Origin of the sequence: Mycolicibacterium aromaticivorans JS19b1 = JCM 16368 (assembly GCF_000559085.1) — a bacterium.
Classification (GTDB): Bacteria; Actinomycetota; Actinomycetes; order Mycobacteriales; family Mycobacteriaceae; genus Mycobacterium; species Mycobacterium aromaticivorans.
In genome coordinates this window covers 1,216,606-1,242,805 of the sequence record NZ_JALN02000001.1, presented here as the reverse complement: position 1 = coordinate 1,242,805, position 26,200 = coordinate 1,216,606, and the positions used below count along the sequence as shown (strand labels likewise).

Sequence of the window (26,200 nt, the reverse complement as noted above, 5' to 3'; positions counted from 1 at the left end):
TGTCGGGGTGGCTGACGGGGTGAGTGATGAGCGCCCGCCTGAGCATGTACTGGCCGCGTTCGGTCTCAAGAGCCACGATCCCGAACCGCTGGGGGCGGGTTGGGAAGGTGGCTTCAAGTGCGGCGAGGTGGTGCTGTCGGTGATCGCCGACCACGCCAGGGCCGCCTGGTCGGCGAAAGCACGCGAGACGTTGTTCGTCGACGGGGTCCGGCTGGCGCGGCCGGTGCGGTCGACCGACGGACGCTACGTGGTCTCGGGTTGGCGGGCAGACACATTCGTCGCCGGTACCCCGGAGCCCCGCCACGACGAGGTGGTGTCGGCGGGCGTGCGGTTGCACGAGGCGACCGCCAAACTCGAACGGCCGAGGTTCCTGACCCAGGCGCCGGTCGCTCCGTGGAGCGATGTCGACGTGTTCATCGCCGCCGACCGGGCCGCCTGGGAGGAACGTCCGCTGCATTCACTGCCGCCCGGCGCGCTGGTGGCACCGGGGTCGGCCGACGGCGAGCGGTCGGTGGAACTGATCAATCAGCTGGCCGGCTTGCGTAAGCCCACCAAGAGTCCCAACCAGCTGGTGCACGGCGATCTGTACGGCACCGTGTTGTTCGCGGGAACGGCGGCACCGGGCATCACCGACATCACCCCCTATTGGCGGCCGGCATCGTGGGCGGCCGGGGTGGTCGTCGTCGACGCACTGGCGTGGGGTGAGGCCGACGACGGTCTGATCGAGCGGTGGGACGCGTTGCCGGAGTGGCCACAGATGCTGTTGCGCGCGTTGATGTTCCGGCTCGCCGTGCATGCACTGCATCCACGCTCGACGGCGGCCGCGTTCCCCGGCTTGGCCCGTACCGCCGCGTTGATCCGGCTGGTTCTCTAGAACCGGTGGCGCGTGGTCACCAGATCCACTCGGCCGTCGTGGGCCACTACACCTTCGGCGCGCAGCAATTCGAGTTGACGGGTCGACAGATGAGCGGCCGGACGCCCGGACGCGGTGATCACCCGATGCCACGCCAGGTCAGAGGAATCGGTGCGCATGATCCAGCCGACGATGCGCGGGCTGGAAAGCTGTGCCGCCGAGGCGATGTCACCGTAGGTCGCGACCCGGCCTGCCGGGATGGACGCGACCAGCTCGCGCACCCGCTCGACTTGGGCGTCGGTGATCGGGGCCATCGCTACGGCTCCAGCAGATCCCGGATGACCTTCGCGGTCTCCTCCGGTTTGGCGTGCGGCACCATGTGCTGGCACGCGAAGTCGACCACGGTGAAATCGTCGCCGAGCCGACCTGCGAGGCCGTCGAGCAATTCCGGACTGACGTATGGCGGATCCGTCCACTGCGCGCGTACCAGCGTCGTCGGGGTCCCGGTGCGCGGCAGCACGATATCGCGGGCGAGCTCACTCCAATACGACATCATCGCGGGCACACAGATCCGCCAGCCGAAGCGGCCATTCGGCAGTTCGATCAGGTGCTCGTCGAGATCCTCGTCGAGGTCGGCCGGGTCCACGTCGGCCCATGATCCGCTGAACTTCTCGGTGCGGGCCTCGTCGCGGTCGGGGTAGTCGGGGGAGGACAGCATCGAGTCGGCGATCTCGCGCATCCACTGTCCGTCCAGTCCGATCGCGGGATCCAGTAGCACCAGTCCGGACACCAGGTCCGGGTACCTCGCCGCGAGGTTCAGGGCGATCGCGCCGCCGAAGGAGTGGCCCACCACGAGCACCGGCCCGTCGGCGTCGTTCTCCAGCAGGGTCGCCAGCGCCGCGACATTGGCGTCGATGGTCCACGGGGCCGACCACGACGACCGGCCGTGCCCGATCAGATCGGGTGCAGCCATGGCGAACTCCGGCAGGTGGTTCTCCGAAAGCGCTCGCCAGCGGCGGCCGTGGCCGGTCAGACCGTGGATGGCCAGGATCCGGATCGGTCCGGGCGGCCCGAAGCGGTGGACGTGAAGATCGTGGGTCACGGGTGTCATGCTGCCACTTACTCATTCTTGTCGGTGGGCCGTGGTGGTATCGCTGACATGACCACCGCACTGCTGGCCCGGGCGAGCGAACCTGCCGATGTGCTGCGCCCGGGGTTGCGTGGCACGGTGCGTATCGTCGGCGGCCCGGGCACCGGCAAGACCAGCCTGCTGGTGGCGGCGGCCGCGGCACACATCGCCGCGGGGACCGACCCGGAATCCGTTCTGCTGCTGACGGGTTCGGGCCGGTTGGCGGGCGCCACCCGCAGCGCGCTGACGGCCCGACTGCTCGCGGCACGCTCGGCTGAGCCGTGCCGCGCGGTGGTGCGGGAGCCGATGGTCCGGTCGGTGCACAGTTACGCGTTCGGAGTTCTGCGGCAGGCCGCCGCCCGCGCCGGCGACCCGCCGCCGCGGCTGGTCACCGGGGCCGAGCAGGACGGCATCATCCGCGAGTTGCTGGCCGGTGATCTGGAGGACGGCGACGCGTCGGCGTCGCGGTGGCCGCAGGTCCTTCGCCCCGCGCTGACCACCGGCGGGTTCGCCAACGAGCTCCGGGATCTGTTGGCGCGCTGTGCCGAGCGGGGAGTGGATCCGCAGCACCTGCAGCGCATCGGCCGGCTGTCGGGGCGGCCCGAGTGGGCGGCCGCGGGGCGCTTCGCCCAGCAGTACGAACAGGTGATGCTGCTGCGCGCGGCGGTCGGCACCGCCGCACCGCAGGCCACTGTGCCTGCGCTCGGCGCGGCTGAACTGGTCGGTGCGGCGCTGGAGGCGCTGGCATTCGACCCTGAACTGCTGGCGGCCGAACGCTCCCGAATCCGGTTGCTGCTCATCGACGATGCCCAGCACCTCGACCCGCAGGCCGCACGGCTGGTTCGGGTGTTGGCGGCCGGCACAGATCTGGCTCTGCTTGCCGGGGACCCGAATCAGGCGGTCTTCGGCTTCCGCGGCGCCGACCCGGCTGTGCTGACGGAGGCCGATACACCGGTGGTCGAACTGGGCCGTTCGCACCGGTGCTCGCCCGCGGTGGCGCGCGCGATCAGCGGGATCGCCGCCGGGCTGCCGGGCAACAGCGCGTGGCGCGTGCTGGACGCCAATGCCGGTGACGACGGATCGGTGAGCGTGCGCATCGCCGGTTCCGCGCACGCCGAGGCGGCACTGATCGCCGACACGCTGCGCCGCGCGCATCTCGTCGACCGTGTCCCGTGGTCGCAGCTCGCCGTCATCGTCCGGTCGCCGTCGGCGGCCGCGGCGTTGCCGCGCGCGCTGGCCGGTGCCGGTGTTCCGGTCGACGCGGCTCAGCTGGCCGGTCCCGTCGCCGAACAGCCTGCGGCACAAGCCCTGCTGGGTGTGCTGGCGGCGACCGCCGACGGTCTGACCGGCGAGCAGGCGGTGTCGTTACTGACCGGCCCGATCGGCCGGGTGGACCCGGTGACTCAGCGCCAGCTGCGCCGGGCGCTGCGCCGCGGCGGTTCCGGCGAATTCGGCGAGCGGCTGGTCGCGGCGCTCACCACCGGTCCGGTAGATCTGCCGGCAACACTGGCGCGCCCGCTGGACCGGGTGCGTGCGGTGCTGACGGCGGCGGCCCGCGGACATCGCGGGCACCGCGACCCGCGCTATACCCTGTGGCAGGCGTGGGAGCGCAGCGGGCTGCAGCGCCGCTGGTTGGCCGCGGCCGAGCGTGGCGGAACCGAAGGCGCGCTGGCCGACCGGAACCTGCACGCGGTCACCGCGTTGTTCGACATCGCCGACGACTACGTCAGCCGTACCACCGGGGCGTCGCTGCGCGGGTTCGTGGATCATGTTGCGGGCCTGCAACTCCCACCGGTCAGCGTCGACGGGCGGACGGTGTCGGAGACCGTTGCGGTGCTGAGCCCGCACGCGGCGCTCGACCGCGACTGGGACCTGGTCGTGATCGCCGGAGTGCAGGACGGCCTGTGGCCCAACACCACTCCCCGCGGTGGCGTGCTGGGCACGCAGCGGCTGCTCGACGTGCTCGACGGCTTGGGAGATGATGTGTCGGCGCGGGCGCCGCTGCTGGCCGAGGAACGCAGGCTGCTCATCGCCGCGATGGGACGCGCCCGGCGCGGGCTGCTGATCACCGCCGTCGACAGTGATGCCGGTGACGATGCGGCGCTCCCGTCGCCGTTCGTCGCCGAGCTCGAGGCGTACGCACGCGCGGATGACGTGCGGTCCGCCCAGCCGGTCGTCGCCCCGCCGGTGCTGGCGCCGTCGGCCGTCGTCGGCCGGCTGCGGGCGGTGGTGTGCGCGCCGGCGGGTACCGTCACCGACGGTGAACGTTCCACCGCTGCACAGCAATTGGCACGGCTGGCCGCAGACGGTGTGGCCGGTGCGGACCCGGCACAGTGGTACGGTATGACCTCGGTCAGCACCGTGGAACCGCTGTGGAGCGGCGATCAGCACACCGTCACCCTGAGCCCCTCGACCTTGCAGACGCTCACCGACTGCCCGCTGCGCTGGCTGGCCGAACGGCACGGCGGGACCGAACGCCGCGACCTGCGGTCGACCTTGGGGTCGGTGGTGCACGCTCTGATCGCGGACTCGGCGACCAGCGCGGAACAGTTGGCGGCTGAGCTGGAAAAGCTCTGGAGCACAATACCATTCGACTCGACGTGGTACGCCGACAACGAACTGGATCGGCACCGCGCCATGCTCGAGGCGTTCGCGGCGTGGCGTTCATCGACCCGCCACGAGCTGACCGAGATCGGTACCGAGGTCGAGGTCGACGGTGTGATCGCCGAGCCGGGCGAAGGTCAGCCGGGGGTGCGGGTGCGCGGCCGGGTCGACCGGCTCGAGCGCGACGCGGAGGGCCGGCTGGTGATCGTCGACGTCAAGACCGGAAAGAGCCCCGTCACCAAGGACGACGCGCAGCGCCACGCCCAACTCGGGCTGTACCAGCTCGCCATCGCTGAAGGGGCCCTGGCCGACGGAGACCGTCCCGGCGGCGGCCGGCTGGTCTACGTCGCCAAACCGAACGCATCAGGCGCCACCGAACGCGAACAGTCCGCACTCAGCGCGGACAGCACAGCGCAGTGGCACCAGGCCGTGCAACAGGCGGCGGCCGCGACCGCTGGCCCGCAGTTCGTCGCCCGGGTGAACGACGGCTGCGCACACTGCCCCATGCGCCCGTCCTGCCCTGCGCACGCCGCACCGCGAACGGAGTCGCCATGACCTTCAGCCCGTTCGAACTTGCTGAGGCCCTTGGTCTTCCGACCCCGACCGACGAGCAGGCCGCGGTCATCGCTGCCCCGCCAGGGCCGCTCGTCGTCATCGCCGGCGCGGGTGCGGGTAAGACCGAGACCATGGCCGCACGGGTGGTGTGGCTGGTGGCCAACGGATTCGCCGATCCCGGTCAGGTGCTCGGCCTGACCTTCACCCGCAAGGCCGCCGGGCAGCTGCTGCGCCGGGTGCGGTCCCGGCTGGCCCGCCTGGCGGGTCACCTCGGTGGCGCCGCGCCGCAGGGAGCGCCGACGGTGAGCACTTACCACGCCTTCGCCGGTGCATTGCTGCGCGAGTACGGACCGCTGCTTCCGGTGGAACCCGACGCCCGGCTGCTCAGCGAAACCGAGTTGTGGCAACTGGCTTTCGAGGTGGTCAGCAGCTACCCCGGGCCGTTGGACACCACGAAGGACCCGGCCGGTGTCACCGCGATGGTGCTCAAGCTGTCCGGCGAACTGGCCGAGCACCTGGTCGACACCGACCAGCTGCTGGACACCCACCTCGAACTCGACCGGCTGGTGCATCACCTGCCCGCCGGGCGTTATCAACGCGATCGCGGCCCGAGCCAGTTCCTGCTGAGCATGCTGGCCACCCAGACCGAACGCACCGCCCTGGTGCCGCTGATCGACGCGCTGCACGCACGGATGCGTGCCGACAAGGTGATGGACTTCGGCGCACAGATGTCGGCCGCGGCGCGGTTGGCCGCCAGCTGCCCACAGGTCGGGGAGCAGCTTCGCGGCCGCTACCGCGTTGTGCTGCTCGACGAATACCAGGACACCGGCCATGCCCAGCGAATCGCGCTGTCGTCACTGTTCGGGGCCGGTGCCGACGAAGGCCTGGCTTTGACCGCGGTCGGCGATCCCATCCAGTCGATCTACGGCTGGCGCGGCGCATCGGCGACCAACCTGCCGCGATTCACCACCGACTTTCCGCAAGCCGACGGCTCCCCGGCGCCCACGCTCGAACTGCGGACCAGTTGGCGCAACCCGCCGACCACTCTGCACATCGCCAACGAGATTTCCGCCGAAGCCCGCCGCCGCTCGGTCGCAGTGCGCGCGTTGCGGGCCCGCCCCGGCGCCGAGGCCGGTACGGTGCGCTGCGCGCTGCTCACCGATGTGGCCACCGAGCGCGAGTGGGTCGCCGACCACATCGCGGCGCGCTATGCCGAGGCGGCGGCAGACGGCAGTGAGCCGCCGACCGCCGCGGTGCTGGTGCGGCGCAACGCGGATGCCGGCCCGATCGCCGAGGCGCTCAGCGCTCGCGGCGTGCCCGTCGAAGTCGTCGGTCTGGCCGGCCTGCTGTCGATCCCGGAGGTCGCCGATGTGGCGGCGATGGTGCGGCTGGTCGCCGATCCGGCCGCCGGCGCGGCGGCGATGCGGGTGCTGACGGGGCCACGCTGGCAGCTCGGCGCCGCCGATCTCGCCGCGCTGTGGCGGCGCGCCATGGCGATCGACGGAGCTCGGCAGGCGGCCGTCACCGCTGAGGAGATCATCGCCTCCGCCGCGCCCGATGCCGAGACCGCGAGCCTGGCCGACGCGCTGGCCGACCCGGGCCCGGCTAGGGCGTACTCGCCTGAAGGGCACCGTCGTATCACCGATCTCGCCGGTGAATTGGCCCGACTGCGAACACTATTGGGCCACCCGGTCACCGAACTCGTCGGCGAGGTGCGGCGCGTCCTCGGGGTCGACGTTGAGGTGAGAGCAGCCCGCCCCGTCGCCGCGGGCTGGGCCGGCGCCGAGCACCTCGACCGGTTCGCCGACGTGGTCGCCGACTATGCGACCCGGCCCGGGGCATGCGTCAGCGGGCTGCTGGCCTACCTCGATGCGGCCGCGGTCGTCGAGAACGGTCTGGCGCCCGCCGAGGTCAACGTGGCCACCGGGCGCGTGCAGGTGCTGACCGTGCACGCCGCGAAGGGACTCGAATGGCAGGTGGTGGCGGTCCCGCACCTGTCCGCGCGGGTGTTTCCGTCCACCGCATCCAAGCGGACCTGGCTTTCCGATCCGGCCGACCTGCCGCCGCTGCTGCGCGGTGATCGAGCCGCCGCCGGCATGCATGGTGTGCCGGTGCTGGACACTGAGCACGTCAACGACCGAAAAGCATTGTCCGACAGCATCATGGCGCACAAGAAGCAGCTCGAGCAGCGCCGCCTCGATGAGGAACGCCGACTGCTCTACGTCGCGATCACCCGAGCCGAGGACACCCTGCTGCTGTCCGGGCACCACTGGGGTTCCACAGAGAGCACACCGCGCGGGCCGTCGGATTTCCTGCGCGAGATCAAGGACATCGTCGACGCCGCCGGCGCGGTGGGACAACCGTGCGGCGTGGTCGAACAGTGGGCTCCAGAGCCTGCTGACGGCGAACGAAACCCGTTGCGCGACAGCGTCCGTGAAGCGGTCTGGCCCGCCGACCCACTCGGCCGCACCCGCGCCGACATCGAACAGGGCGCCGAGCTGGTCCGGTCGGCGCTGGCCGGCGCGATCCCGGACAGCGGCGAGGACCCGGAGAACTGGGCTGCCGATGTCGACGCCCTGCTGGCTGAGCGGGCCCGGATCGCCGCGCCGCCGCCGGTGCAGTTGCCCGGTCAACTGTCGGTCAGCGCACTTGTCGAACTCGACCGTGATCCCGCGGCGCTGCGCCGGCTGACGCGCAGGCTGCCGTCGCGCCCGGATCCGCACGCGATCCTGGGCACCGCGTTCCACGAATGGGTGCAGCGCTTCTACGGTGCTGAGCGGCTCTTCGACCTCGACGACCTGCCCGGAGCGGTCGACGGCGTGGCCATCGAGACTGCGGAGCTGGCTGTTCTGCAGGACGCATTCACGAAATCGCAGTGGGCGGCCCGCACTCCGGTCGACGTCGAGGTGCCGTTCGAGATGGCGATCGGCAACACGGTGGTGCGCGGACGCATCGACGCGGTGTTCGCCGATGCCGATGGCGGAATGACCGTCGTCGACTGGAAGACCGGCGAGCCCCCGGCCGACGATGACGCCAAGAAGCACGCGGCCGTTCAGCTCGCGGTCTACCGCCTGGCGTGGGCGGCGATCAAGAACTGCCCGGACTCGGAGGTCCGGGCGGCGTTCCACTACGTGCGTGCAGGGGTCACCGTGATGCCGGAAAACCTAGCCGGCCCAGAAGAATTGGTGGCCTTGCTCGCCGAAGCTAGTAGCGCGGAGCGTTGCGCCTGATGGCTAAAGCCTGGGTGATCATCGGCACCTGCAACGGCAACCGGGCAAGTGCCACCAGCTTCATCGGCAACGGCTTGTCCCGCCACAACCGAACCATGTTGACGTTGGCCGGGAACACCGCGAGATACAACGCGATCGCGAACAGCGCGGCAACGCGACGAGTGCGCGGCACCAGGAGCATGGTCCCGATGCCGACTTCGGCCACCCCGGAGGCGTAGGTGTAGAACCGGGCGTCGCCCGGGAGTTCGGCGGGCACGATCTCATCGAAGGGCTTGGGCGCCACGAAATGCCCGACGCCGATGCCGATGAGCATCAGCGCGGCGCGGTAGGCAGGCAGCTGGGACGTGCTGCGTTGGGGTTCGAGTTCGGTAGTCGTCGTCGGCATGGGTACATAATGCTGGAGTGGTGGCGCTCACGACGAGAGGGTTGGGCTTGACGACGGAGTCGCGTGGCCAAGGGTAGGTTGCGGCGCAGGCTCGAGGCGATCGACGAGAACCTGGCAGCCAAGCCCGACAGTGCACTCGTCGACTACCTGCACATCCCGGAGAAGTTCGTCAGTCCGGGCCGCCGCATCGCCCGTCGGTTGGTCTACGCTCTGACCGCGTTGTTCCTGGCCGTCTTCATCGTCTACCTCGACCGGGACGGCTACCGCGATGTCCGCGACGGGCCGTTGACCTTCCTGGACTGTCTGTATTACGCCACGGTGTCGCTGTCGACAACCGGCTATGGCGACATCACCCCGTTCACCGAGACCGCGCGTCTGGTGAATGTCTTGGTCATCACCCCGCTTCGGGTGGCATTCCTGATCGTGTTGGTCGGTACCACCGTCGAAACCCTGACCACGGCGTCGCGGCAGGCTCTCAAGATCCAGCGTTGGAGGAACAGCGTGCGCAACCACACCGTCGTCATCGGCTACGGGACGAAGGGCAGGACGGCGGTGGCCGCGATGATCGGAGACGGTGTGGCACCCGCCGACATCGTCGTCGTCGACACCGACCAGACGTCGCTGGACCGGGCCAACGCCGCCGGACTGGTCACCGTGCGCGGCGACGCCAACAAGTCCGATGTGCTGCGGCTGGCCGGCGCCCAGCACGCCAATTCGATCATCGTGGCCACCAACAGCGATCCGACCGCGGTGCTGGTCACCCTGACCGCACGCGAGCTGGCCCCGAAAGCCAAGATCATCGCCGCGGTGCGGGAAGCCGAGAATCAGCATCTGCTGCGCCAGTCCGGCGCCGACTCGGTGGTGGTGTCCTCGGAGACGGCCGGCCGGTTGCTCGGCATCGCGACCACCACGCCCAGCGTCGTGGAGATGATCGAGGACCTGCTGACCCCGGACGCCGGGTTCGCGATCGCCGAGCGCGAGGTCGAGCACAAGGAGGTCGGCGGCTCACCGCGCCACCTGCCCGACATCGTGCTCGGCGTGGTGCGCGACGGGAAGCTGCTACGCGTGGACGACCCGGACGTCGACGCCCTGGAAACCACCGACCGGCTGCTCTACGTCCGCGCCACTGGAGAAGACTGACCACGTGGCTTTCCGACTGCGTAATATTCCGCTGCTCTCCCGGGTTGGCGCCGACCGCGCCGACCATCTGCGTACCGACGTCGATGCCGCCATCGCCGGCTGGGCCGACGCCGCGCTGCTGCGCGTCGACCACCGCAACCAGGTGATGGTCGCCGACGGCCGGGTGTCGCTGACGCCGGCCGTGAAGCACGCCGATGCGCCGCCGCAGGATGCAGTGTTTCTGGGCCGCCTGGAGGACGGCCGGCACGTGTGGGCGGTGCGCGCCGCCCTGGAGGCCCCCGAGCACGCCGAGGGCGAGGTGTCGGATCTGCGCCGTGGCGGTCAGCAGATCGACGACGTCAGCGCGCAGCTGCTGGCGTCCGCGCTGGCCCTGCTGAACTGGCACGAGCACGCCCGGTACAGCGCGGTCGACGGGTCACCGACCAAAGCGGTCAAAGCGGGATGGTCGCGGCTGAATCCGCTCACCGGCCACGAGGAATTCCCCCGCATCGACCCGGCGATCATCGTGTTGATCCACGACGGTCATGACCGGGCGGTGCTGGCCCGCCAGACCGTCTGGCCGCAGCGGCTGTTCTCGTTGCTCGCCGGGTTCGTCGAGGCGGGGGAGTCGTTCGAGAGTTGCGTGGTGCGCGAGGTCAACGAGGAGATCGGCCTGTCCGTGCGCGACGTCGAGTACCTGGGCAGTCAGCCGTGGCCGTTCCCGCGGTCACTGATGGTGGGGTTCCACGCCATCGGCGATCCCGAGCAGGAGTTCGTCTTTCACGACGGCGAGATCGCCGAGGCGGCCTGGTTCACCCGAGCCGAGGTGCGGGAAGCGCTGGAGCACGGCGACTGGAGCAGTGACTCGTCCTCGAAACTGCTGCTGCCCGGCTCGATCTCGATCGCCCGCGAGATCATCGAATCCTGGGCGGCCGGCTAAGGCGATTACGACGCCAGCTTGGCCTGCACGTCTTTGAGGCTGGGGTTGGTCAGCGCCGAACCGTCGGAGAACTTCACGGTCGGGACGGTCTGGTTGCCGTTGTTGACCGACATCACGAACTTGGCGGCGTCCGGGTCGTGCTCGATGTCGACTTCGGTGAACGCGATGCCCGCCGATTTCAGCGCGGTCTTCAGGCGCTTGCAGTAGCCGCACCACACGGTGGAGTACATGGTGAGCTGGGGATCGTTGCCACTCATGGGCTCGAACCTATCCTCAGCGCCAAACGTGCAATGTCCCCACCCCCTGCCAAGATGGAGCGCATGCCGGTGACCGTCGACCATCTGAGGGGCCTCGACGACGAACAGCGCGAGGCCGTGCTGGCCGCCCGGGGGCCGTTGTGTGTGCTGGCCGGTGCCGGCACCGGTAAGACCCGCACGATCACCCACCGCATCGCGCACCTGGTCGCCAACGGTCACGTCGCCGCCGGCCAGGTACTGGCGGTGACGTTCACCTCGCGCGCCGCGGGGGAGATGCGCTCCCGGCTGCGCGCCATGGACGCGCAGAACATGGGCGCTCCGGTCGGATCGGTGCAGGCACTGACCTTCCACGCGGCCGCGCTGCGTCAGCTGCGGTACTTCTGGCCGCGGGTGGTCGGTGACACGGGCTGGCAGCTGCTGGACACCAAGTTCTCCGTCGTCGCCCAAGCCGCGAGCCGAGCCCGCTTGCAGGTCAGTACCGACGACGTGCGGGACCTGGCCGGCGAAATCGAATGGGCCAAGGCCTCATTGATCAGCCCGGAGGGCTACGCCGCCGCGGTGGCCAAAATTCAGCGCGACATCCCGCTGGACGCTGCGAAGGTCGCAGGGGTCTACGCCGGCTACGAGAAGCTCAAAGCCAACCGCGACGGCATCGCGCTGCTGGATTTCGACGACCTGCTGCTGCACACCGCCGGCGCGATCGAGAACGACGCCGCGGTGGCCGCCGAGTTCCGGGACCGCTACCGCTGCTTCGTCGTCGACGAGTATCAGGACGTCACCCCGCTGCAGCAGCGGGTGCTCGACGCGTGGCTGGGCAACCGCGACGACTTGACCGTCGTCGGCGACGCCAACCAGACCATCTACTCGTTCACCGGCGCCTCGCCGCGCTACCTGCTCGATTTCTCCCGCCAGTTCCCCGACGCGACGGTGGTCCGCCTCGAGCGGGACTATCGCTCCACCCCGCAGGTGGTGTCGCTGGCCAATCGGGTGATCGCTGCGGCGCGCGGCCGAGTGGCGGGCAGCAAGCTGCACCTGATCGGTCAGCGCGAACCCGGCCCGTCACCGACGTTCCACGAACATCCCGACGAGGTCGCCGAGGCGGCGTCGGTCGCGCGGTCGATCAAGCGTCTGGTCGAATCCGGAACGCCCGCAGCCGAAATCGCGGTGCTGTATCGCATCAACGCGCAATCCGAGGCCTACGAGGAGGCGCTCACCGAGGCCGGTATCCCGTTCCAGGTGCGCGGCGGTGAAGGGTTCTTCAGCCGCCAGGAGATCCGGCAGTCGCTGCTGGCGCTGCAGCGCGCGGCGGAGCGCCAAACCGAAGGCCCGCTATCGGAGATCGTGCGCCAGATCCTCGAGCCGCTGGGCCTGACCGACGAACCACCGGCGGGTACCAAGGCCAGAGAGCGCTGGGAGGCGCTCACCGCGCTGGCCGACCTGGTCGACGACGAGGTGGCCGCCCGTCCGCAGTTGGACCTGCCCGCGTTGGTGGCCGAACTGAGGGTGCGGGCCGACGCCCGGCACCCACCGGTGGTGCAGGGCGTGACGCTGGCCTCGCTGCACGCCGCCAAGGGCCTGGAATGGGACGCGGTGTTCCTGGTCGGACTCGCCGACGGCACGCTGCCGATCTCGCACGCGCTGGCGCACGGACCCGACAGTGAGGCGGTCGAAGAGGAGCGCCGCCTGCTGTATGTCGGAATCACCCGCGCCCGAATGTATTTGGAGCTCAGTTGGGCACTCGCCCGAACCCCGGGTGGCAGGCAGGGCCGGCGTCCGTCCCGATTCCTCAACGGCATCGCACCACAGACTCAGGCCGAGCCGACACCGAACCGGCCACGCAGGCCGAAGAGCGCGACACCGCGCTGCCGGGTCTGCAACGCCGTACTGAGCACGGCACCGTCAATCATGTTGCGCCGCTGCGAAACCTGTTCGGTCGACGTCGACGACGAACTCTTGAGCCAGCTCAAAGATTGGCGGCTTCGGACCGCGAAAGAGCTGAAAGTGCCTGCCTACGTTGTCTTCACCGACAACACGCTGATCGCGATCGCCGAGTGCCTGCCCGCCGACGATGCGGCGCTGGTGGCGATTCCCGGCATCGGGGCGCGCAAGCTCGAGCAGTTCGGGCCCGACGTGCTCGAGCTGGTGCGCGCCCGCCAGTAGGTCAGTGGCCCGGCCCGTAGTTGCCGGTCCTGGTGGTGGCGTTCGTGCCGTTGTTCGGGGCTCCAGCGGTGCCGTGGCCGGTGTAGCTGCTGACGTCTCCGACCCCTTGGCTCGCCATACCTCCCGGGTGATTGACGGTGGCACCGCCGGTATAGCTCGACGGGCCGCCCACTCCGACGCTGGCACCGGTGCAGTGCTGGTGGCACAGGTTGTTCGACGTCGAACCGCCGGTGTAGCTCGACGGGCCGCCGACACCGGCGCTGGGTCCGAACCCGGCGCCGGCGATCGCGCCCGATTCACCACCGGTCGCGTCCTCCGCCGCGGCGACAGGGGAGCCGCTCAGCGCGACAGCCGCGAAGAGGGTTGCGCAACCGAACATCCGGTGGCGTCGATGGCGGCGAATCAGACTGTGCTTGAGGTCATTTCGAGCTACGAGTTCCATGCCTCAAGAATGGCGGTGGAACCCGCCCGGGTCACGAGACTCATAGTGAAATCAAATGTGTGACTGCCGGCCAGGCCGGATTCCGTTATCCCGGGCCGTAATTGACAGTCCGCGTGGTGGTGTTGGTGCCATTGAGGGTGTCGCCGGATGTGCCCTGGCCGGTGTAGCTGTTGACTCCGCCGACCCCCAGGCTGGCTGTGCTTTGTGGGTTGTTGGCCGTGGAGCCGCCGGTGTAGCTGGACGGTCCGCCGACTCCGACCGATGCGCCCGAGCAGATCGCGGACGTGGAGGTGCCGGTGTACGTCGATGGGTCACCGCAGAAGCCGGAGGATGTGGATCCCCCGGTGTAGCTGGACGTACCGCCGACGCCGAGGGACGGTGCACCGCCGGCGCCGGTCACTGCGCCTGATTCGCCGTCGGACGGCATCCAGTCGGGGGTCGCGGATGCTGTGAAGGCACTGCTCATCGGGATCACTGCGGCCCACGACACCGCACAGCTCGTAGCAATGATTTGCTTTTTGTTCATCTTCAGGCACCCTTCTGTTCGGGTTTTAGCAGTATTCATGTGCTATGTGCCTGAGGGTACGCCGCTACGCCTTTCCGTCGTTGTAATTAGGGCGTGAGCTTGGGCCCGGAGACTGTGCAGACAGCATTACTCCGCGATACCGCGGCGTTGAGCTGCGGTATCGCGGAGTGACGTGTGAAGGAAAGAGGCGTTCAGACCGCGACGGCGGCGCCGTCGCGGGGACCGCGCATCAACTAAGCGCGGCGACTGCGGCGTCGTAGTCGGGTTCTTGACCGATCTCGGGGACCAGCTCGGTGTAGGCCACCTTGCCGTCGGCGCCGACCACCACGACCGCGCGGCCCAGCAGGCCCGCCATCGGTCCGTCGGTGATGGTGATGCCGAAGTCTTCACCGAAGCTGCTGCGGAACGCTGACGCGGCCACGGCGTTCTCGATGCCTTCGGCCCCGCAGAATCGCTTCAGTGCGAACGGCAGATCCTTGGAGATGTTGACCACCGGTGCGCCGGTGGCTGCCGCGCGCTCGTTGAACGTCCGCACGCTGGTGGCGCACACCGGGGTGTCGATCGAGGGAAAGATGTTGAGCACCAAGGCTTTTCCATCGAACTGGCTGCTGGCCAGGTCGCCGAGGTCAGTGCCGGTCAAAGTGAATGCGGGGGCCTGGGCGCCGACGGCGGGCAGGTCTCCAACGGTGTTGATCGGGTTTCCACGCAGGGTTATCTGTGCCATGGGAATTAGTTTCTCAGGACCGGCGTTGCGGCTGCTGAGCGGGTCGGCCCCGGTGGCTTCGCCGGTTGCCTTCCCGGGAGGTCGACGAGGGTCAAACCGCAGGTCAGAAAATCGCTTGTAGCGAAACGGTGTTAGGGGTTAGCCTCTGAAACGAATCCTGTGCCGATCGATAGCTACAGGGCGGCGTGAGGAAAGGAGGGACCGACGATGATCAGCAGCACTGCGAATGTTGGCGTAGCTGCAGTTGCGCGTCGTGCGTGGTCCTTCCGTGCCGTCATGGCGACTCCCACGCATCAGGCTTTCGCTGCCCATGCCGCCGACGCGGCCGCCGCTATTTCGGCGCAGCGTAAGCGTCGCGTCAACGCCGCCCCGACGATCGCGTCCGTGGACAGGAGCTTCATCTAGGAAAGCTCCCAGACACAGCCACTGGCCACGGACCCGAAGTCAAAGGATCCGTGGCCTTTGTGTTTCCGCCCGATTCCTGGCCCGGATCCCCTAAGAGATAAAGCCTTTCGACCAGGAAGCAGGTGAGAGAGACATGTCGACATCGACAGTCCGCGAGGAGAAGCTGCCGGTGTTGCCGTGCCACGACGGGAATCCCGACTTGTGGTTCGCCGAGAGTCCCATGGAGCTGGAGAGAGCGAAGGTGCTCTGCGGGGACTGTCCGATCCGGCGGCAATGCCTCGCCGCCGCGTTGGACCGCGGTGAGCCGTGGGGAGTTTGGGGCGGCGAGATCATCGAACGCGGCAGCATCGTGGAGCGCAAGCGGCCACGGGGGCGTCCGCGCAAGGACGTGATCGCGGCCTAACGGGGTCGGGTCCGAGCCGGCTAGTGCGCCGGCTCGGGCTCGACGAATCCTGGCACGAACTTTGCCGCCAGCTCACGAGTCGGAACATGGGCGTCGAGCTGACACGAGATCGCCACGGTCGACGCGATCACCCGCAGTGGGATCGCCAGTTTGGCAGGCAGGTCCATCGCCCGGGCGGTCCTGATCTGCTCCGCTGAGACATTCATATTCGCCGCTGCCATCCTCTGCAGCCACCGGCGGGTGTAGTGGAAGACGTCGACCTCGATGGGCTCGACGTACTGGCGCAGCATGTCGTCGATTTCGCGCACCGACACCTGCTCACCCTTTTGGATGAAGCCGACGCGTTCCATCGCGGGCAGCAGTTCGTCGTACTTCTTGTCGCGGGCCAGACAGATGATCTGACCGATCTCGACGGGCAGTCCATCCGGCAGCGGGCCGACCGCACCGAAGTCGATGACGCCCATCCGGCCGTCAGGCAGCATCATGAAGTTTCCGGGATGCGCGTCGCCGTGGATCATGCCGAGCCGTGCCGGTGCGTCGAAGGTCAGCTCGATAAGCCTTGTGCCACAGAGGTCGCGCTCGTCGGGCGTGCCATCCCGGATGATCTGCGCCATCGGGGTGCCGTCGATCCACTCGGAGATCATCACCTTCGGCGAGCTGGCGACCACGTGCGGCACAACGAAATGCGGATGGCCTTGGTAGGCCTTCGCGAATGCGCGCTGGTTATCGGCCTCGAGCCGGTAGTCCAGCTCCATCTCGGTGCGTTCGATGAGCTCGTCGACCACGCCCTCCACATCGGCGCCCGGCGCGAGCTGTTTGAACACACTGACCAGGCGTTGCATGGTCTTCAGGTCGGCGCGCAGTGCCTCGTCGGCGCCCGGGTACTGGATCTTGACCGCCACCTCGCGACCGTCCGACCACACCCCCTTGTGCACCTGGCCGATGCTGGCCGACGCGACCGGGGTGTCATCGAAAGACTGGAAGCGCTCACGCCACTTGGTGCCGAGCTGGCCGTCGAGCACGCGATGCACCTTCGCCGCCGGCAGTGGCGGAGCGTCCTTCTGGAGCTTGGTCAGGGCCTCGCGGTAGGGCTCGCCGAACTCCGGCGGGATGGCGGCTTCCATCACCGACAGCGCCTGGCCGACCTTCATGGCTCCGCCCTTGAGTTCACCGAGCACGGTGAACAACTGGTTGGCAGCCTTTTCCAATAGCTCGGCCTGGACCTCGTCTTTCGACTTACCGGTCAGTCGTTTGCCCAAGCCCAGCGCCGCCCTGCCGGCAAAGCCGACCGGGATGGTCGCCAGCTTGACGTTGCGGGCCGCGCGGCCTCGCTTGATGTCTGCCACCAGACCATCATCCCTGACGGCGGTCTCCTGGCAACCATGGATGTCAGCATTCGCAGCGTGGATGCCGTGACCAGCGGCGAGCCGTGATCGTGTTATTACTCACATCGACCTGCAGGGTGGTGTTCAGTGTCGTCGGGGGAGCGCCGGCGGCTTCTTGTCCGCGCACCGCTGTGATGATGCGCTGCAACTGGCCGAGCGCGACTGCGGCGGTTGCTAGAACGGTCGGACGGTCGGCGGTGCCGATCACGTCCCGTAGCTGAGCGGCTACCGCGGGCCAGGCGCCGTCCCGGTCGGTGCGATGCAGGTCGGCGCACGCCAGACAGCTCGTCACCCCGGGGATCACCAGCGGGCCGACCAGCCCGGCGCCGTCGCGTACCCGTACCGGCAGGTGTGGGACCCCGACGGTGTGCAGGTCACGCACCAGCCGGGGATCGGCCACCAGGTAATCGGTCAGCACGACCATGTCGGCGCGGGCCGTCGACAGCGCGGCGCCAGTGTGGCTGGTCTGCGCGATCCGCGCCCCGGAACAGCGCAGTGCCTCGACCAGCAGATCGGCGAGGGGGCCGCTGCCGTGCACCCGGATCGACAGTGCGCGCGCAGCGGTGGGGCGGGCCCGGCCGCGGACGACGCCGCTGGTTTCCAGCGCGTCCAACAGTTGGTCGAGGGTGTCGGCGAGTCCGTGCGTGGCGGCCAGTCGCCGCAGTTCGGATTTGCCGAGCGGAACCTGCATGCCGCGCAGCAGGCTGGCCAGCGCGGCCGGCGTCACACCATCAGGCGGGCGAACCAGCACGGCGCGTCGGGGATCCCAACCGACCTGCACCGCGTCGTCGGGTCGCAACAGCACCGGCATCGCGGGGTCGAGCGCATAGAGCACCTGCCGACTCTGACACCACGAGGGTGCCGCGCGGCTCAGCTATCCACAGGCCCGTCGCCGGGCTTCTTGTCGTCCTCTTCGGACTCCGTTGCCTTCTGGAATTCCTCGATCGCGGCGTCGATGTCCACGCCGCTGGTGTCGCCGCCGATGATCCGGTCGATGAAGCCGGCCGGCTCGTCGAGGTCGGCGGAGCTGGGCAGCAGATCCGGGTGCTGCCAGACGGCGTCGCGCGCGTCGATGCCGACGGCGTCGGTGAGCCGCTCCCACAGCGCCGCGGCCTCCCGCATCTTGCGAGGCCGCAGTTCCAGTCCGACCAGCGTCGCGAAGGTCTGTTCTGCAGGTCCGGCGGTGGCCCGGCGGCGTCGCAGCATCTCCGAGAGCGCGGCGGTGCCGGGAATGCGCTCACCGAGCGCAGCGGTGACCACGGTCTGCACCCAGCCCTCGATCAGAGCCAGCATGGTCTCCAGCCGCTCGAGCGCCGCGGTCTGCTCCGGGGTGGCCTTCGGTTCGAACATGCCCTGGCTGAGCAGCTGTTCCATGGCGGCCGGGTCGGTCAGTGCGGCCGGGTTGATGCCCTGCGCCAACTCCTCGAGGCCGCTCATGTCGATCTTCATGCCCTTGGCGTAGGCCTCGACGGCGTTGAGCAGCTGACTGGAGAGCCACGGGACATGGCTGAACAGCCGATGATGAGCCGCCTCGCGGGCGGCCAGGAACGTCATGATCTCGCTGCGCGGCTGCTCGAGGCCCTCGGACAGCGTCTCGATGGCCTCCGGCAGCAGGGCGGCGACGCCGGTCGGTCCCAGCGGCAGTCCGATGTCGGTGGACGTCAACACCTCGCGCGACAGCTTCCCGAGCGCCTGACCCAGCTGCGAACCGAAAGCCATTCCGCCCATCTGGGTCATCATCGCCATCAGGGGACCGGCCATCGCCTTGGCTTCCTCAGGCAAGGACTGCGCCCATACCGACGAGATCTGCTCGGCCATCGGGTCGCACAGTCGCTTCCAGCGGTCCAGTGTGCCGTCGACCCAGTCGTTGGGGGTCCACGCGACGGCTTTGGTCGCGCCGGCGGGCAGCGCGGTCGCCCCGTCCAGCCAGGTGTCGGCCAGGTGCACGGCGTCGGCGACGGCGGTGCTGGTGGCTGACGGGATGGGCGCGACGAAGCCGATCGAACTCGACGCGAGCTGGCGGGCCACGTCGTAGTTGACCGGTCCCGAACCGCCCGCCATTGGGTTGCCGGCGCCGCTGAACATCTGGCCGAGCTTGGTGAAGATCTGACCGAGGTCGGCCATGTTGAAGTCGCCGCCGGCGAAGCCGAACGGGTCACCGGGGCCGGGGTTCGGATCCTTTTTCGGCTTGTCGCCGTCGGGGTCGTCTCCCGCGGAGAAGCCGAAGGGCAGGTCAGGCATGTCTCAACCGTACTCATGCTGGGTCGCGGGCGCGTAACCGGCGATCACGCTGTCAGTGAACCGGGGCGGCCAGGGGCTCCGTCTACTCTTGGCGGCGTGAACAGGCGGATTCTGACGCTGCTGACGGCGCTCGTGCCGATCGTCGTCTTCGGCGTGCTGCTGGCGGTCGTGACGGTGCCCTATGTGTCGCTGGGCCCGGGCCCGACGTTCAACACGCTCGGTGAAGTCGACGGCAAGCAGGTGGTGGCCATCGACGGCACCGAAACCCATCCCACCTCGGGGCACCTGAACATGACCACCGTCGCCCAGCGCGACGGCCTGACACTGGGGCAGGCGCTGACCTTGTGGGTGTCGGGTCGCGAGCAGCTGGTTCCGCGGGACCTGGTGTTCCCGCCGGACAAGTCGCGCGAAGACGTCGAGAAGGACCAGGACGCCGACTTCAAGCGGTCCGAGGACAGCGCGGAGTACGCGGCGCTGGGATACCTGAAATACCCCTCGGCGGTGCGGGTGGAGAAGGTCAACGATCCAGGGCCGTCGGCAGGCAAGCTGCAGGACGGCGACGCGATCGACAGCGTCGACGGTAAGCCGGTAGCGAACATCGCCGAGTTCACCGCGCTGCTGAAGGCCACCAAGCCCGGCCAGGAAATCGCGATCGACTACCGCCGCAAGAACGGGCCGCCGGGCGTCGCGCGAATCACCTTGGGCCACAACCAAGATCGCGACTACGGCTATCTCGGGGTGGCGGTGCTCGACGCGCCGTGGGCGCCGTTCAAGATCGATTTCAACCTGGCCAACATCGGCGGCCCGTCCGCCGGATTGATGTTCAGCCTCGCCGTCATCGACAAGCTGACCACCGGCGACCTGAACGGATCGAAGTTCATCGCCGGCACCGGAACGATCAGCGCAGACGGCAAGGTGGGCCCGATCGGCGGCATCACCCACAAGATGCTGGCTGCTCAGGAAGCCGGCGCGAGCGTGTTCCTGGTGCCCGCCGAGAACTGCGATGAGGCCAAGTCCATGCATGACGACGGGATGGAATTGGTGAAGGTCGACACGTTGAGCAGCGCGGTCGATTCGCTGCACACGTTGACCTCCGGTGGGCGTCCGCCCAGCTGCTAGCTCATTGCTCCAGGACCGCATCGTTCTTGCGATGCGTAGAGTTGTGGCCGTACTGCTGCCTCGGCGCGGCGCGGCCGCCCGACAAGACTCAGGAGCCTGACAGGTGAGTATGCGGCCCGGCGCCAGGATGCCGAAGCTGACTCGGCGCAGCCGGATTCTGATCGGTATTGCGCTCACGGTCGTCGTGCTGTTGCTGGTGGGTCCACGATTGGTCGACACCTATGTGGACTGGTTGTGGTTCGGCGAGCTGGGCTACCGCTCGGTGTTCACCACTGTGCTGGTCACCCGCGTCGTGGTGTTCCTGGTGGTCGCCCTGGCGGTGGGCGCGATCGTATTCGCCGGATTGGCGTTGGCCTACCGCACCCGGCCGGTGTTCGTGCCGACGGTCGGGCCGAACGATCCGGTGGCGCGCTACCGGACCGCGGTGATGGCCCGGCTTCGGCTGTTCGGCTTCGGGATTCCCGTTGTCATCGGTGTGCTGTCCGGGGCGGTGGCGCAGAGCTATTGGGCCCGGGTGCAGTTGTTCCTGCACGGCGGTGACTTCGGAATCACCGACCCGCAGTTCGGCAAGGACCTCGGGTTCTATGCGTTCGATCTGCCGTTCTACCGGCTGGTGCTGTCTTACCTGTTCGTCGCGCTGTTCCTGGCGTTCCTGGCCAACCTGATCGGTCACTACATCTTCGGCGGGATCCGGTTGGCCGGCCGCAGCGGCGTCCTGAGCCGCCCCGCCCGCATCCAGCTGGTGGCCCTGATCGGGACGCTGGTGTTGCTCAAGGCTTTCGCCTACTGGTTGGACCGCTACGAACTGCTCAGCCACACCCGCGGCGGTAAGCCGTTCACCGGCGCCGGTTACACCGACATCAACGCCGTGCTGCCCGCCAAGCTGATCCTGCTGGCCATCGCGCTGATTTGCGCGGCCGCGGTGTTCTCCGCCCTTGTGCTGCGCGATCTGCGAATCCCCGCGATCGGCTTGGTGCTGTTGCTGCTGAGCTCGCTGATCGTCGGGGCGGGCTGGCCGCTGGTCGTCGAGCAGATCAGCGTCAAACCCAATGCCGCGCAGAAGGAAAGCGAATACATCAGTCGCAGCATCGCCGCGACCCGGCAGGCGTATGGGCTGACCAGCGACCATGTGACGTACCGGGATTACAGCGGCACCGCGCCGACCACCGCGCAGCAGGTGGCCTCCGACCGGGCGACCACCTCCAACATCCGGGTGCTGGATCCCACGATCATCAGCCCGGCGTTCACCCAGTTCCAGCAGGGCAAGAACTTCTACTACTTCCCCGACCAGCTCTCGATCGACCGCTATCAGGGTCCTGATGGACAGCTGCGCGACTATGTCGTGGCCGCCCGGGAACTCAATCCGGACCGGTTGCAGGACAACCAGCGGGACTGGATCAACCGGCACACCGTCTACACCCACGGCAATGGGTTCATCGCCTCGCCGGCCAACACCGTGCGCGGAATCGCCAACGACCCCAACCAGAATGGCGGTTATCCGGAGTTCCTCGCCAGCGTGGTCGGGGCCAACGGCAACGTCGTCTCGCCCGGCCCGGCCCCGCTGGATCAGCCGCGGGTGTACTTCGGTCCGGTCATCTCCAATACCTCCGCCGACTACGCGATCGTCGGCAAGAACGGCGCCGACCGCGAGTACGACTACGAGACGAACACCGAGACCAAGAACTACACCTACACCGGCGCCGGCGGTGTGCCGATCGGCAACTGGCTGGCGCGCAGCGTGTTCGCCGCCAAGTTCGCCGAGCGGAACTTCCTGTTCTCCAACGTGATTGGCAACAACAGCAAGATCCTGTTCAACCGCGACCCCGCGCAGCGGGTGGAAGCGGTGGCGCCGTGGCTGACCACCGACAGCACGGTCTACCCGGCTATCGTCAACAAGAGGATGGTGTGGGTCATCGACGGCTACACCACCTTGGACAACTACCCGTACTCGGAGTTGACCTCCCTGTCGTCGGCCACCGCCGACTCCAACGAGGTGGCCGTCAACCGGTTGGCCCCGGACAAGCAGGTGTCCTACATCCGCAACTCGGTCAAGGCCACCGTCGACGCCTACGACGGCACCGTGACGCTTTACGCCCAGGACGAGAGCGACCCGGTGCTGAAGGCGTGGATGGCGGTTTTCCCGGGCACGGTGAAACCGAAGAGCGACATATCACCGGATCTGGCTGCGCACCTTCGCTATCCGGAGGACCTGTTCAAGGTTCAGCGCATGCTGCTGGCCAAGTACCACGTCGACGACCCGGTGACGTTCTTCTCCACCTCGGATTTCTGGGACGTGCCGCTGGACCCCAACCCGACCGCCAGCAGCTACCAGCCGCCGTACTACATCGTCGCCAAAGACCTTGCTCGCAATACCGATACGGCATCGTTCCAGTTGACCAGCGCGATGAACCGGTTCCGGCGGGACTTCCTGGCCGCCTACATCAGCGCCAGTTCCGACCCCGACACGTACGGCCGCATCACGGTGCTGACCATTCCGGGTCAGGTCAACGGTCCAAAGCTGGCGTTCAACGCGATCAGTACCGATACGGCGGTCAGCCAGGACCTCGGCGTGATCGGCCGCGACAATCAGAACCGAATACGGTGGGGCAATCTGCTGACCCTGCCGGTCGGGCAGGGCGGCCTGATCTACGTGTCGCCGGTGTATGCCTCGCCGGGCACCAGTGATGCCGCGTCGTCGTATCCGCGCTTGATCCGGGTGGCGATGATGTACAACGACAAGGTCGGCTACGGCCCGACGGTCAGTACCGCGCTGGACGGGATCTTCGGTGCCGGCGCGGGCGCGACAGCGACAGGTCCGGCCCCGGCCAGTCCACCGGGCGGTCAGCCACCGGGCTCCCGCCCGCCTGCTGCTCCAGCACCGGCGCCGGGCAGCGCGCCTGAGGTGCCGACGCCGGTGGCGGGGGTACCGGCAACGCCGGGTGTCCCGACGACCTTGTCACCGTCCAAGTCCGCGGCGCTGAACGACGTCGAGACGGCGCTGGGCGCGGTGCAGGAAGCCCAAAAGAACGGCAACTTCGCCGATTACGGTGATGCGTTGCAACGCCTCGACGATGCGATGAAGAAGTACGAGGCGGCCAAGTAGCGACGGTGCGGTATGCGTGAGTTGGTAGCGCTCGGCACCGCCAGTCAGGTGCCGACGCGCTACCGCAACCACAACGGTTACCTGCTGCGCTGGGACGACGAGGGCATCCTCTTCGATCCCGGCGAGGGCACCCAGCGCCAGATGATGCTGGCCGGTGTGCCCGTCAGTGCGGTGAACCGGTTGTGCCTCACGCATTTCCACGGCGACCACTGTCTTGGTGTGCCCGGCATCATCCAGAGGGCGTCACTCGATCAGGTGGATCACCCTCTGGTTGCGCACTTTCCGGCATCGGGCCGCGAATACTTCGACCGGTTGCGGCATGCCTCGGTGTTCTACGACCGTGTGGAGGTGCGCGAGCAGCCGGTGTCGGCCGACGGAGTTGTTGCGATGGGCCCGTTCGGCGTGCTCGAAGCTGCTGCGCTGGAGCATTCGACCGACGTGTTCGGCTACCGGCTGGTCGAGCCGGACGGTCGGCGGTTCATCCCGGAGTTGTTGTCCCGCTTCGGGATCAGCGGGCCGTCGGTGGGTGAGTTGGAACGCGCCGGAACGCTGCGGGTGGGGGACCGGGTGGTCGATGTCGCCGACGTCAGTGAGTCGCGACCAGGGCAGCGGTTCGCGTTCGTGATGGACACCCGCCTCTGCGACGGGGTGTACGCGTTGGCCGACGGCGCCGACATGTTGGTGATCGAGGCGACGTTCCTGACTGAGGACGAGGATCTGGCGCACCGGTACGGGCACCTGACGGCGCGGCAGGCGGCCTCGGTGGCATCGGAGTGTGGGGCGCGCACACTGGTGCTGACGCACTTCTCACAGCGCTACGTCGACGCCGCTGCGCGGTACGCCGAGGAGGCCGGCGCGGTGTTCTCCGGCGAACTGGTGGTGGCGGAGGATCTGATGCGCGTGCCGGTGCCTGCGCGCCGTTAGGGCGTGGGCAGACCGACGCGCAGGGCGATGGCCTGCTTCTGGCCGACGTTGGTGACGAAGTCGGCCGCGGCGGGCTGGCCGGGCAGGCCGTCGAACTCGATGCGGGCCAGGGTGGAGCCCTCAGTGAAGAGCAGGACGCTCACCGACTTCTTGCCGTCGGGGGAGTTCCCGGCGACCACGGTGCCACCGGTGCCGACGATCGAGGGCTGCGGCGGGCCGGGGGTGACGGCCTTCTGCAGGCTGGCCTGGGCCTCGGCGAGGGCCGACGGTCCCGAGGCGGGGTTGTCGAGCGCGACGAGCAGGATGCTGACGGCCTTGGTCTGCTCCTCGTTGACGAACAGCACCTCGGCGCCGGGGCGGCTGTCGGGGTTGGGGGTCGGCGGCTGGTCGACGTAGGCGTCGCCGGTGGCGGAGATGTCGCCGGCCTGCAGCAGCAGGCGGGTGTAGTCGACCGCGGCGGCCTTGGGCTTGGTGCTCGTGGTCGTGGTGACACCCGGCAAAGCGGGCACCGACGCGGCGGGTTTGCTTGTGTCCAGGCCGGATTCGTGGTCACAGGCTGTCGTACCGAGGGCGACCGCGGCGACCATCGCGGCCGCGGCGACGCAGCGGGCGTGTTTTCGTTTCATCTCCAACGAGGGTGTCGAGTTCTGGTCTGAGACGCAAGTGAATACGGGGGGCGTGTGACGAACTCGTGACGACGGGCTCAGCGTTCCCCGACATCGTTCCGAGGGCAACGAATGTGCCTCTGAGCACCCGATTTGGAAGCACTGTCGACGTTGGGTAACGTTGCGTTCACCGACGCGGGGTGGAGCAGCTCGGTAGCTCGCTGGGCTCATAACCCAGAGGTCGCAGGTTCGAATCCTGTCCCCGCTACCAGCGAAAATGGCCCTCAGAGACCTCTCTGAGGGCCATTTTCATGTGGATCTGAGCCCGACCCACGGCGGCCCCGGCCGAACGAATGATGGGGCCATGAGCGCATATGATCAACAAACCGCGCGCTACGAGCTGTCGGTGCGGTCCGGCCCTGCTGGCAGTGTTATTCATCTTCGGACCGACCGGCGGGTCGCACACGCGGCCGTGGCGGCACCAGCTGGCGATGCGCTTCCGATAGGCGATCCCGACGCTCTGGGGCAGATCGATCTCTGCGTGGATGCGCTGTGCCCGTACAGCGGAAAGATGGTGCGGTCTTACGGCGACGAGATCGGCAAACGCATAGATGCTGGAACACGGCGCATCAAAGTGCGGTTCGTGAACTTTCGCGACAAGCACTCCGCCAGTGGCACGGACGACAGCCGACGATCTACGCGACCTACGTGGTCGCCGATCAATCGCGATCGAGTGACGTCACGCGGCGCTCCATCGAGGCGATCTATTCGAAAGAGCTTCAGCCCAAGGAAGGCGGGGCAACGGCCCTGAGCAATGACCAGCTTGCCGACGTAGCGAATATGGTCGGTGGGCCCTAACTGGCCTAAGATCTCAGCCGGATCGGCCTACCGATCGGATTCGACTGGCATCTCATCGCGGCCAACAGTCTTGTTGTCCTGCACCAATTTCCCAAGCCCGGAGTTCCGCTGGTCATCATCAACGACCGGCCCGGTCGACGAGGACTCGAACTGGCAGACCCAGCTATCCGCCTGAGACTCGCCTGGCCCGTCAACCCCAATAACACTTTGGCCACCTCGAGCAGCTCGAACGG

22 protein-coding genes, 1 tRNA gene and 1 pseudogene are annotated in these 26,200 nt (G+C 68.3%); 13 read left to right on the top strand and 11 right to left on the bottom strand.

Annotation, left to right across the window (positions count from 1 at the left end; all coding sequences use genetic code 11):
• Positions 1-19: 19 nt before the first annotated feature.
• Positions 20-874, top strand: a complete 855-nt coding sequence (locus Y900_RS06010) for a TIGR02569 family protein (RefSeq protein WP_036340113.1) — start codon at positions 20-22, stop codon at positions 872-874.
• On the opposite strand, the gene Y900_RS06005 is transcribed toward Y900_RS06010, so the two are convergent.
• Both Y900_RS06005 and Y900_RS06000 read right to left on the bottom strand, forming a co-directional pair.
• Positions 871-1,167, bottom strand: a complete 297-nt coding sequence (locus Y900_RS06005; protein ID WP_036340109.1) for an MGMT family protein — start codon at positions 1,165-1,167, stop codon at positions 871-873. The genes Y900_RS06010 and Y900_RS06005 overlap by 4 nt on opposite strands.
• A gap of 2 nt (positions 1,168-1,169) precedes the next feature.
• The gene (locus Y900_RS06000; RefSeq protein ID WP_036345984.1) at positions 1,170-1,955 is read right to left on the bottom strand and encodes an alpha/beta fold hydrolase; all 786 of its coding nucleotides are present in this window, start codon (positions 1,953-1,955) and stop codon (positions 1,170-1,172) included.
• Between the two features lie 57 nt (positions 1,956-2,012).
• Between Y900_RS06000 and Y900_RS05995 the strand changes: the two genes are divergently transcribed.
• Positions 2,013-5,141, top strand: a complete 3,129-nt coding sequence (locus Y900_RS05995) for an ATP-dependent helicase (RefSeq protein WP_036340107.1) — start codon at positions 2,013-2,015, stop codon at positions 5,139-5,141.
• Positions 5,138-8,371 carry an ATP-dependent helicase gene (locus Y900_RS05990; protein ID WP_036340104.1) on the top strand — a complete coding sequence of 1,078 codons (3,234 nt, stop codon included), beginning with the start codon at positions 5,138-5,140 and terminating at the stop codon, positions 8,369-8,371. Before Y900_RS05995 ends, Y900_RS05990 begins: the two co-directional genes overlap by 4 nt.
• On the opposite strand, the gene Y900_RS05985 is transcribed toward Y900_RS05990, so the two are convergent.
• The gene (locus Y900_RS05985) at positions 8,346-8,756 is read right to left on the bottom strand and encodes a DoxX family protein (RefSeq protein WP_051659915.1); all 411 of its coding nucleotides are present in this window, start codon (positions 8,754-8,756) and stop codon (positions 8,346-8,348) included. The two genes, Y900_RS05990 and Y900_RS05985, sit on opposite strands and share 26 nt — an antisense overlap.
• Before the next feature lie 63 nt (positions 8,757-8,819).
• Between Y900_RS05985 and Y900_RS05980 the strand changes: the two genes are divergently transcribed.
• Complete coding sequence (locus Y900_RS05980) at positions 8,820-9,896, top strand: potassium channel family protein (RefSeq protein ID WP_036340102.1); 1,077 nt, start codon at positions 8,820-8,822, stop codon at positions 9,894-9,896.
• A gap of 4 nt (positions 9,897-9,900) precedes the next feature.
• Positions 9,901-10,815 carry an NAD(+) diphosphatase gene (nudC, locus tag Y900_RS05975; protein ID WP_036340099.1) on the top strand — a complete coding sequence of 305 codons (915 nt, stop codon included), beginning with the start codon at positions 9,901-9,903 and terminating at the stop codon, positions 10,813-10,815.
• Between the two features lie 5 nt (positions 10,816-10,820).
• Here nudC and Y900_RS05970 read toward each other — a convergent pair whose 3' ends face one another.
• Complete coding sequence (locus tag Y900_RS05970; RefSeq protein ID WP_036340096.1) at positions 10,821-11,072, bottom strand: mycoredoxin; 252 nt, start codon at positions 11,070-11,072, stop codon at positions 10,821-10,823.
• A 54-nt stretch (positions 11,073-11,126) separates the two neighbouring features.
• Between Y900_RS05970 and Y900_RS05965 the strand changes: the two genes are divergently transcribed.
• The gene (locus Y900_RS05965) at positions 11,127-13,232 is read left to right on the top strand and encodes an ATP-dependent DNA helicase UvrD2 (RefSeq protein ID WP_036340093.1); all 2,106 of its coding nucleotides are present in this window, start codon (positions 11,127-11,129) and stop codon (positions 13,230-13,232) included.
• A gap of 1 nt (position 13,233) precedes the next feature.
• On the opposite strand, the gene Y900_RS05960 is transcribed toward Y900_RS05965, so the two are convergent.
• The 3 genes from Y900_RS05960 to tpx all read right to left on the bottom strand — a co-directional run bounded on the left by Y900_RS05960 (position 13,234) and on the right by tpx (position 14,924).
• A complete protein-coding gene (locus Y900_RS05960; protein WP_131536099.1) occupies positions 13,234-13,674 on the bottom strand; it encodes a hypothetical protein in 441 nt (146 codons plus the stop codon).
• A gap of 85 nt (positions 13,675-13,759) precedes the next feature.
• Positions 13,760-14,200 carry a hypothetical protein gene (locus Y900_RS05955; protein ID WP_131536097.1) on the bottom strand — a complete coding sequence of 147 codons (441 nt, stop codon included), beginning with the start codon at positions 14,198-14,200 and terminating at the stop codon, positions 13,760-13,762.
• Positions 14,201-14,429: 229 nt separating this feature from the next.
• Positions 14,430-14,924 carry a thiol peroxidase gene (gene tpx, locus Y900_RS05950; RefSeq protein WP_036340087.1) on the bottom strand — a complete coding sequence of 165 codons (495 nt, stop codon included), beginning with the start codon at positions 14,922-14,924 and terminating at the stop codon, positions 14,430-14,432.
• Between the two features lie 276 nt (positions 14,925-15,200).
• Between tpx and Y900_RS33430 the strand changes: the two genes are divergently transcribed.
• Both Y900_RS33430 and Y900_RS05940 read left to right on the top strand, forming a co-directional pair.
• Positions 15,201-15,329, top strand: coding sequence for a hypothetical protein (locus Y900_RS33430; RefSeq protein WP_272945540.1), 129 nt, complete (start codon positions 15,201-15,203; stop codon positions 15,327-15,329).
• Positions 15,330-15,462: 133 nt separating this feature from the next.
• Complete coding sequence (locus Y900_RS05940) at positions 15,463-15,732, top strand: WhiB family transcriptional regulator (protein ID WP_036340081.1); 270 nt, start codon at positions 15,463-15,465, stop codon at positions 15,730-15,732.
• A gap of 20 nt (positions 15,733-15,752) precedes the next feature.
• Here Y900_RS05940 and Y900_RS05935 read toward each other — a convergent pair whose 3' ends face one another.
• The 3 genes from Y900_RS05935 to Y900_RS05925 are packed head-to-tail and all read right to left on the bottom strand — an operon-like array spanning position 15,753 to position 19,358.
• Entirely contained in the window at positions 15,753-17,120 is a 1,368-nt protein-coding gene (locus tag Y900_RS05935; RefSeq protein WP_109751029.1) for a macrolide-binding ATPase MABP-1, read from the bottom strand.
• Between the two features lies 1 nt (position 17,121).
• Positions 17,122-17,928, bottom strand: a complete 807-nt coding sequence (locus Y900_RS05930) for a TOMM precursor leader peptide-binding protein (RefSeq protein ID WP_051660327.1) — start codon at positions 17,926-17,928, stop codon at positions 17,122-17,124.
• Between the two features lie 59 nt (positions 17,929-17,987).
• Positions 17,988-19,358, bottom strand: a complete 1,371-nt coding sequence (locus Y900_RS05925; RefSeq protein ID WP_036340074.1) for a zinc-dependent metalloprotease — start codon at positions 19,356-19,358, stop codon at positions 17,988-17,990.
• A gap of 96 nt (positions 19,359-19,454) precedes the next feature.
• On the opposite strand from Y900_RS05925, the gene Y900_RS05920 reads away from it, so the two are divergent.
• The 3 genes from Y900_RS05920 to Y900_RS05910 all read left to right on the top strand — a co-directional run bounded on the left by Y900_RS05920 (position 19,455) and on the right by Y900_RS05910 (position 24,504).
• Positions 19,455-20,477, top strand: a complete 1,023-nt coding sequence (locus Y900_RS05920; RefSeq protein WP_036340072.1) for a YlbL family protein — start codon at positions 19,455-19,457, stop codon at positions 20,475-20,477.
• A 103-nt stretch (positions 20,478-20,580) separates the two neighbouring features.
• On the top strand, positions 20,581-23,580 hold the full coding sequence (locus Y900_RS05915) for a UPF0182 family protein (RefSeq protein ID WP_036340069.1): 3,000 nt from the start codon (positions 20,581-20,583) through the stop codon (positions 23,578-23,580).
• A gap of 12 nt (positions 23,581-23,592) precedes the next feature.
• Complete coding sequence (locus Y900_RS05910; protein WP_036340066.1) at positions 23,593-24,504, top strand: ribonuclease Z; 912 nt, start codon at positions 23,593-23,595, stop codon at positions 24,502-24,504.
• Here Y900_RS05910 and Y900_RS05905 read toward each other — a convergent pair.
• On the bottom strand, positions 24,501-25,130 hold the full coding sequence (locus tag Y900_RS05905; protein ID WP_051659913.1) for a hypothetical protein: 630 nt from the start codon (positions 25,128-25,130) through the stop codon (positions 24,501-24,503). The genes Y900_RS05910 and Y900_RS05905 overlap by 4 nt on opposite strands.
• Positions 25,131-25,303: 173 nt before the next feature.
• Between Y900_RS05905 and Y900_RS05900 the strand changes: the two genes are divergently transcribed.
• Together Y900_RS05900 and Y900_RS33680 are read left to right on the top strand one after the other, a co-directional pair.
• Positions 25,304-25,380 (top strand) — tRNA-Met (locus Y900_RS05900).
• 148 nt (positions 25,381-25,528) lie between these two features.
• Positions 25,529-26,142, top strand: a pseudogene (locus tag Y900_RS33680) (serine/threonine protein kinase); the annotation flags it as partial.
• Positions 26,143-26,200: the final 58 nt, after the last annotated feature.

What these genes read in the sequence shown, in the direction of transcription:
- Y900_RS06005 (WP_036340109.1), bottom strand. Translation starts at nt 1,167, where the DNA reads ATGGCCCCGATCACCGACGCCCAAGTCGAGCGGGTGCGCGAGCTGGTC.
- Y900_RS05995 (WP_036340107.1), top strand. Translation starts at nt 2,013, where the DNA reads ATGACCACCGCACTGCTGGCCCGGGCGAGCGAACCTGCCGATGTGCTG.
- Y900_RS05990 (WP_036340104.1), top strand. Translation starts at nt 5,138, where the DNA reads ATGACCTTCAGCCCGTTCGAACTTGCTGAGGCCCTTGGTCTTCCGACC.
- Y900_RS05985 (WP_051659915.1), bottom strand. Translation starts at nt 8,756, where the DNA reads ATGCCGACGACGACTACCGAACTCGAACCCCAACGCAGCACGTCCCAG.
- Y900_RS05970 (WP_036340096.1), bottom strand. Translation starts at nt 11,072, where the DNA reads ATGAGTGGCAACGATCCCCAGCTCACCATGTACTCCACCGTGTGGTGC.
- Y900_RS05965 (WP_036340093.1), top strand. Translation starts at nt 11,127, where the DNA reads ATGGAGCGCATGCCGGTGACCGTCGACCATCTGAGGGGCCTCGACGAC.
- Y900_RS05960 (WP_131536099.1), bottom strand. Translation starts at nt 13,674, where the DNA reads ATGGAACTCGTAGCTCGAAATGACCTCAAGCACAGTCTGATTCGCCGC.
- Y900_RS05955 (WP_131536097.1), bottom strand. Translation starts at nt 14,200, where the DNA reads ATGAACAAAAAGCAAATCATTGCTACGAGCTGTGCGGTGTCGTGGGCC.
- tpx (WP_036340087.1), bottom strand. Translation starts at nt 14,924, where the DNA reads ATGGCACAGATAACCCTGCGTGGAAACCCGATCAACACCGTTGGAGAC.
- Y900_RS33430 (WP_272945540.1), top strand. Translation starts at nt 15,201, where the DNA reads ATGGCGACTCCCACGCATCAGGCTTTCGCTGCCCATGCCGCCGACGCG.
- Y900_RS05940 (WP_036340081.1), top strand. Translation starts at nt 15,463, where the DNA reads ATGTCGACATCGACAGTCCGCGAGGAGAAGCTGCCGGTGTTGCCGTGC.
- Y900_RS05930 (WP_051660327.1), bottom strand. Translation starts at nt 17,928, where the DNA reads ATGCCGGTGCTGTTGCGACCCGACGACGCGGTGCAGGTCGGTTGGGAT.
- Y900_RS05925 (WP_036340074.1), bottom strand. Translation starts at nt 19,358, where the DNA reads ATGCCTGACCTGCCCTTCGGCTTCTCCGCGGGAGACGACCCCGACGGC.
- Y900_RS05910 (WP_036340066.1), top strand. Translation starts at nt 23,593, where the DNA reads ATGCGTGAGTTGGTAGCGCTCGGCACCGCCAGTCAGGTGCCGACGCGC.
- Y900_RS05905 (WP_051659913.1), bottom strand. Translation starts at nt 25,130, where the DNA reads ATGAAACGAAAACACGCCCGCTGCGTCGCCGCGGCCGCGATGGTCGCC.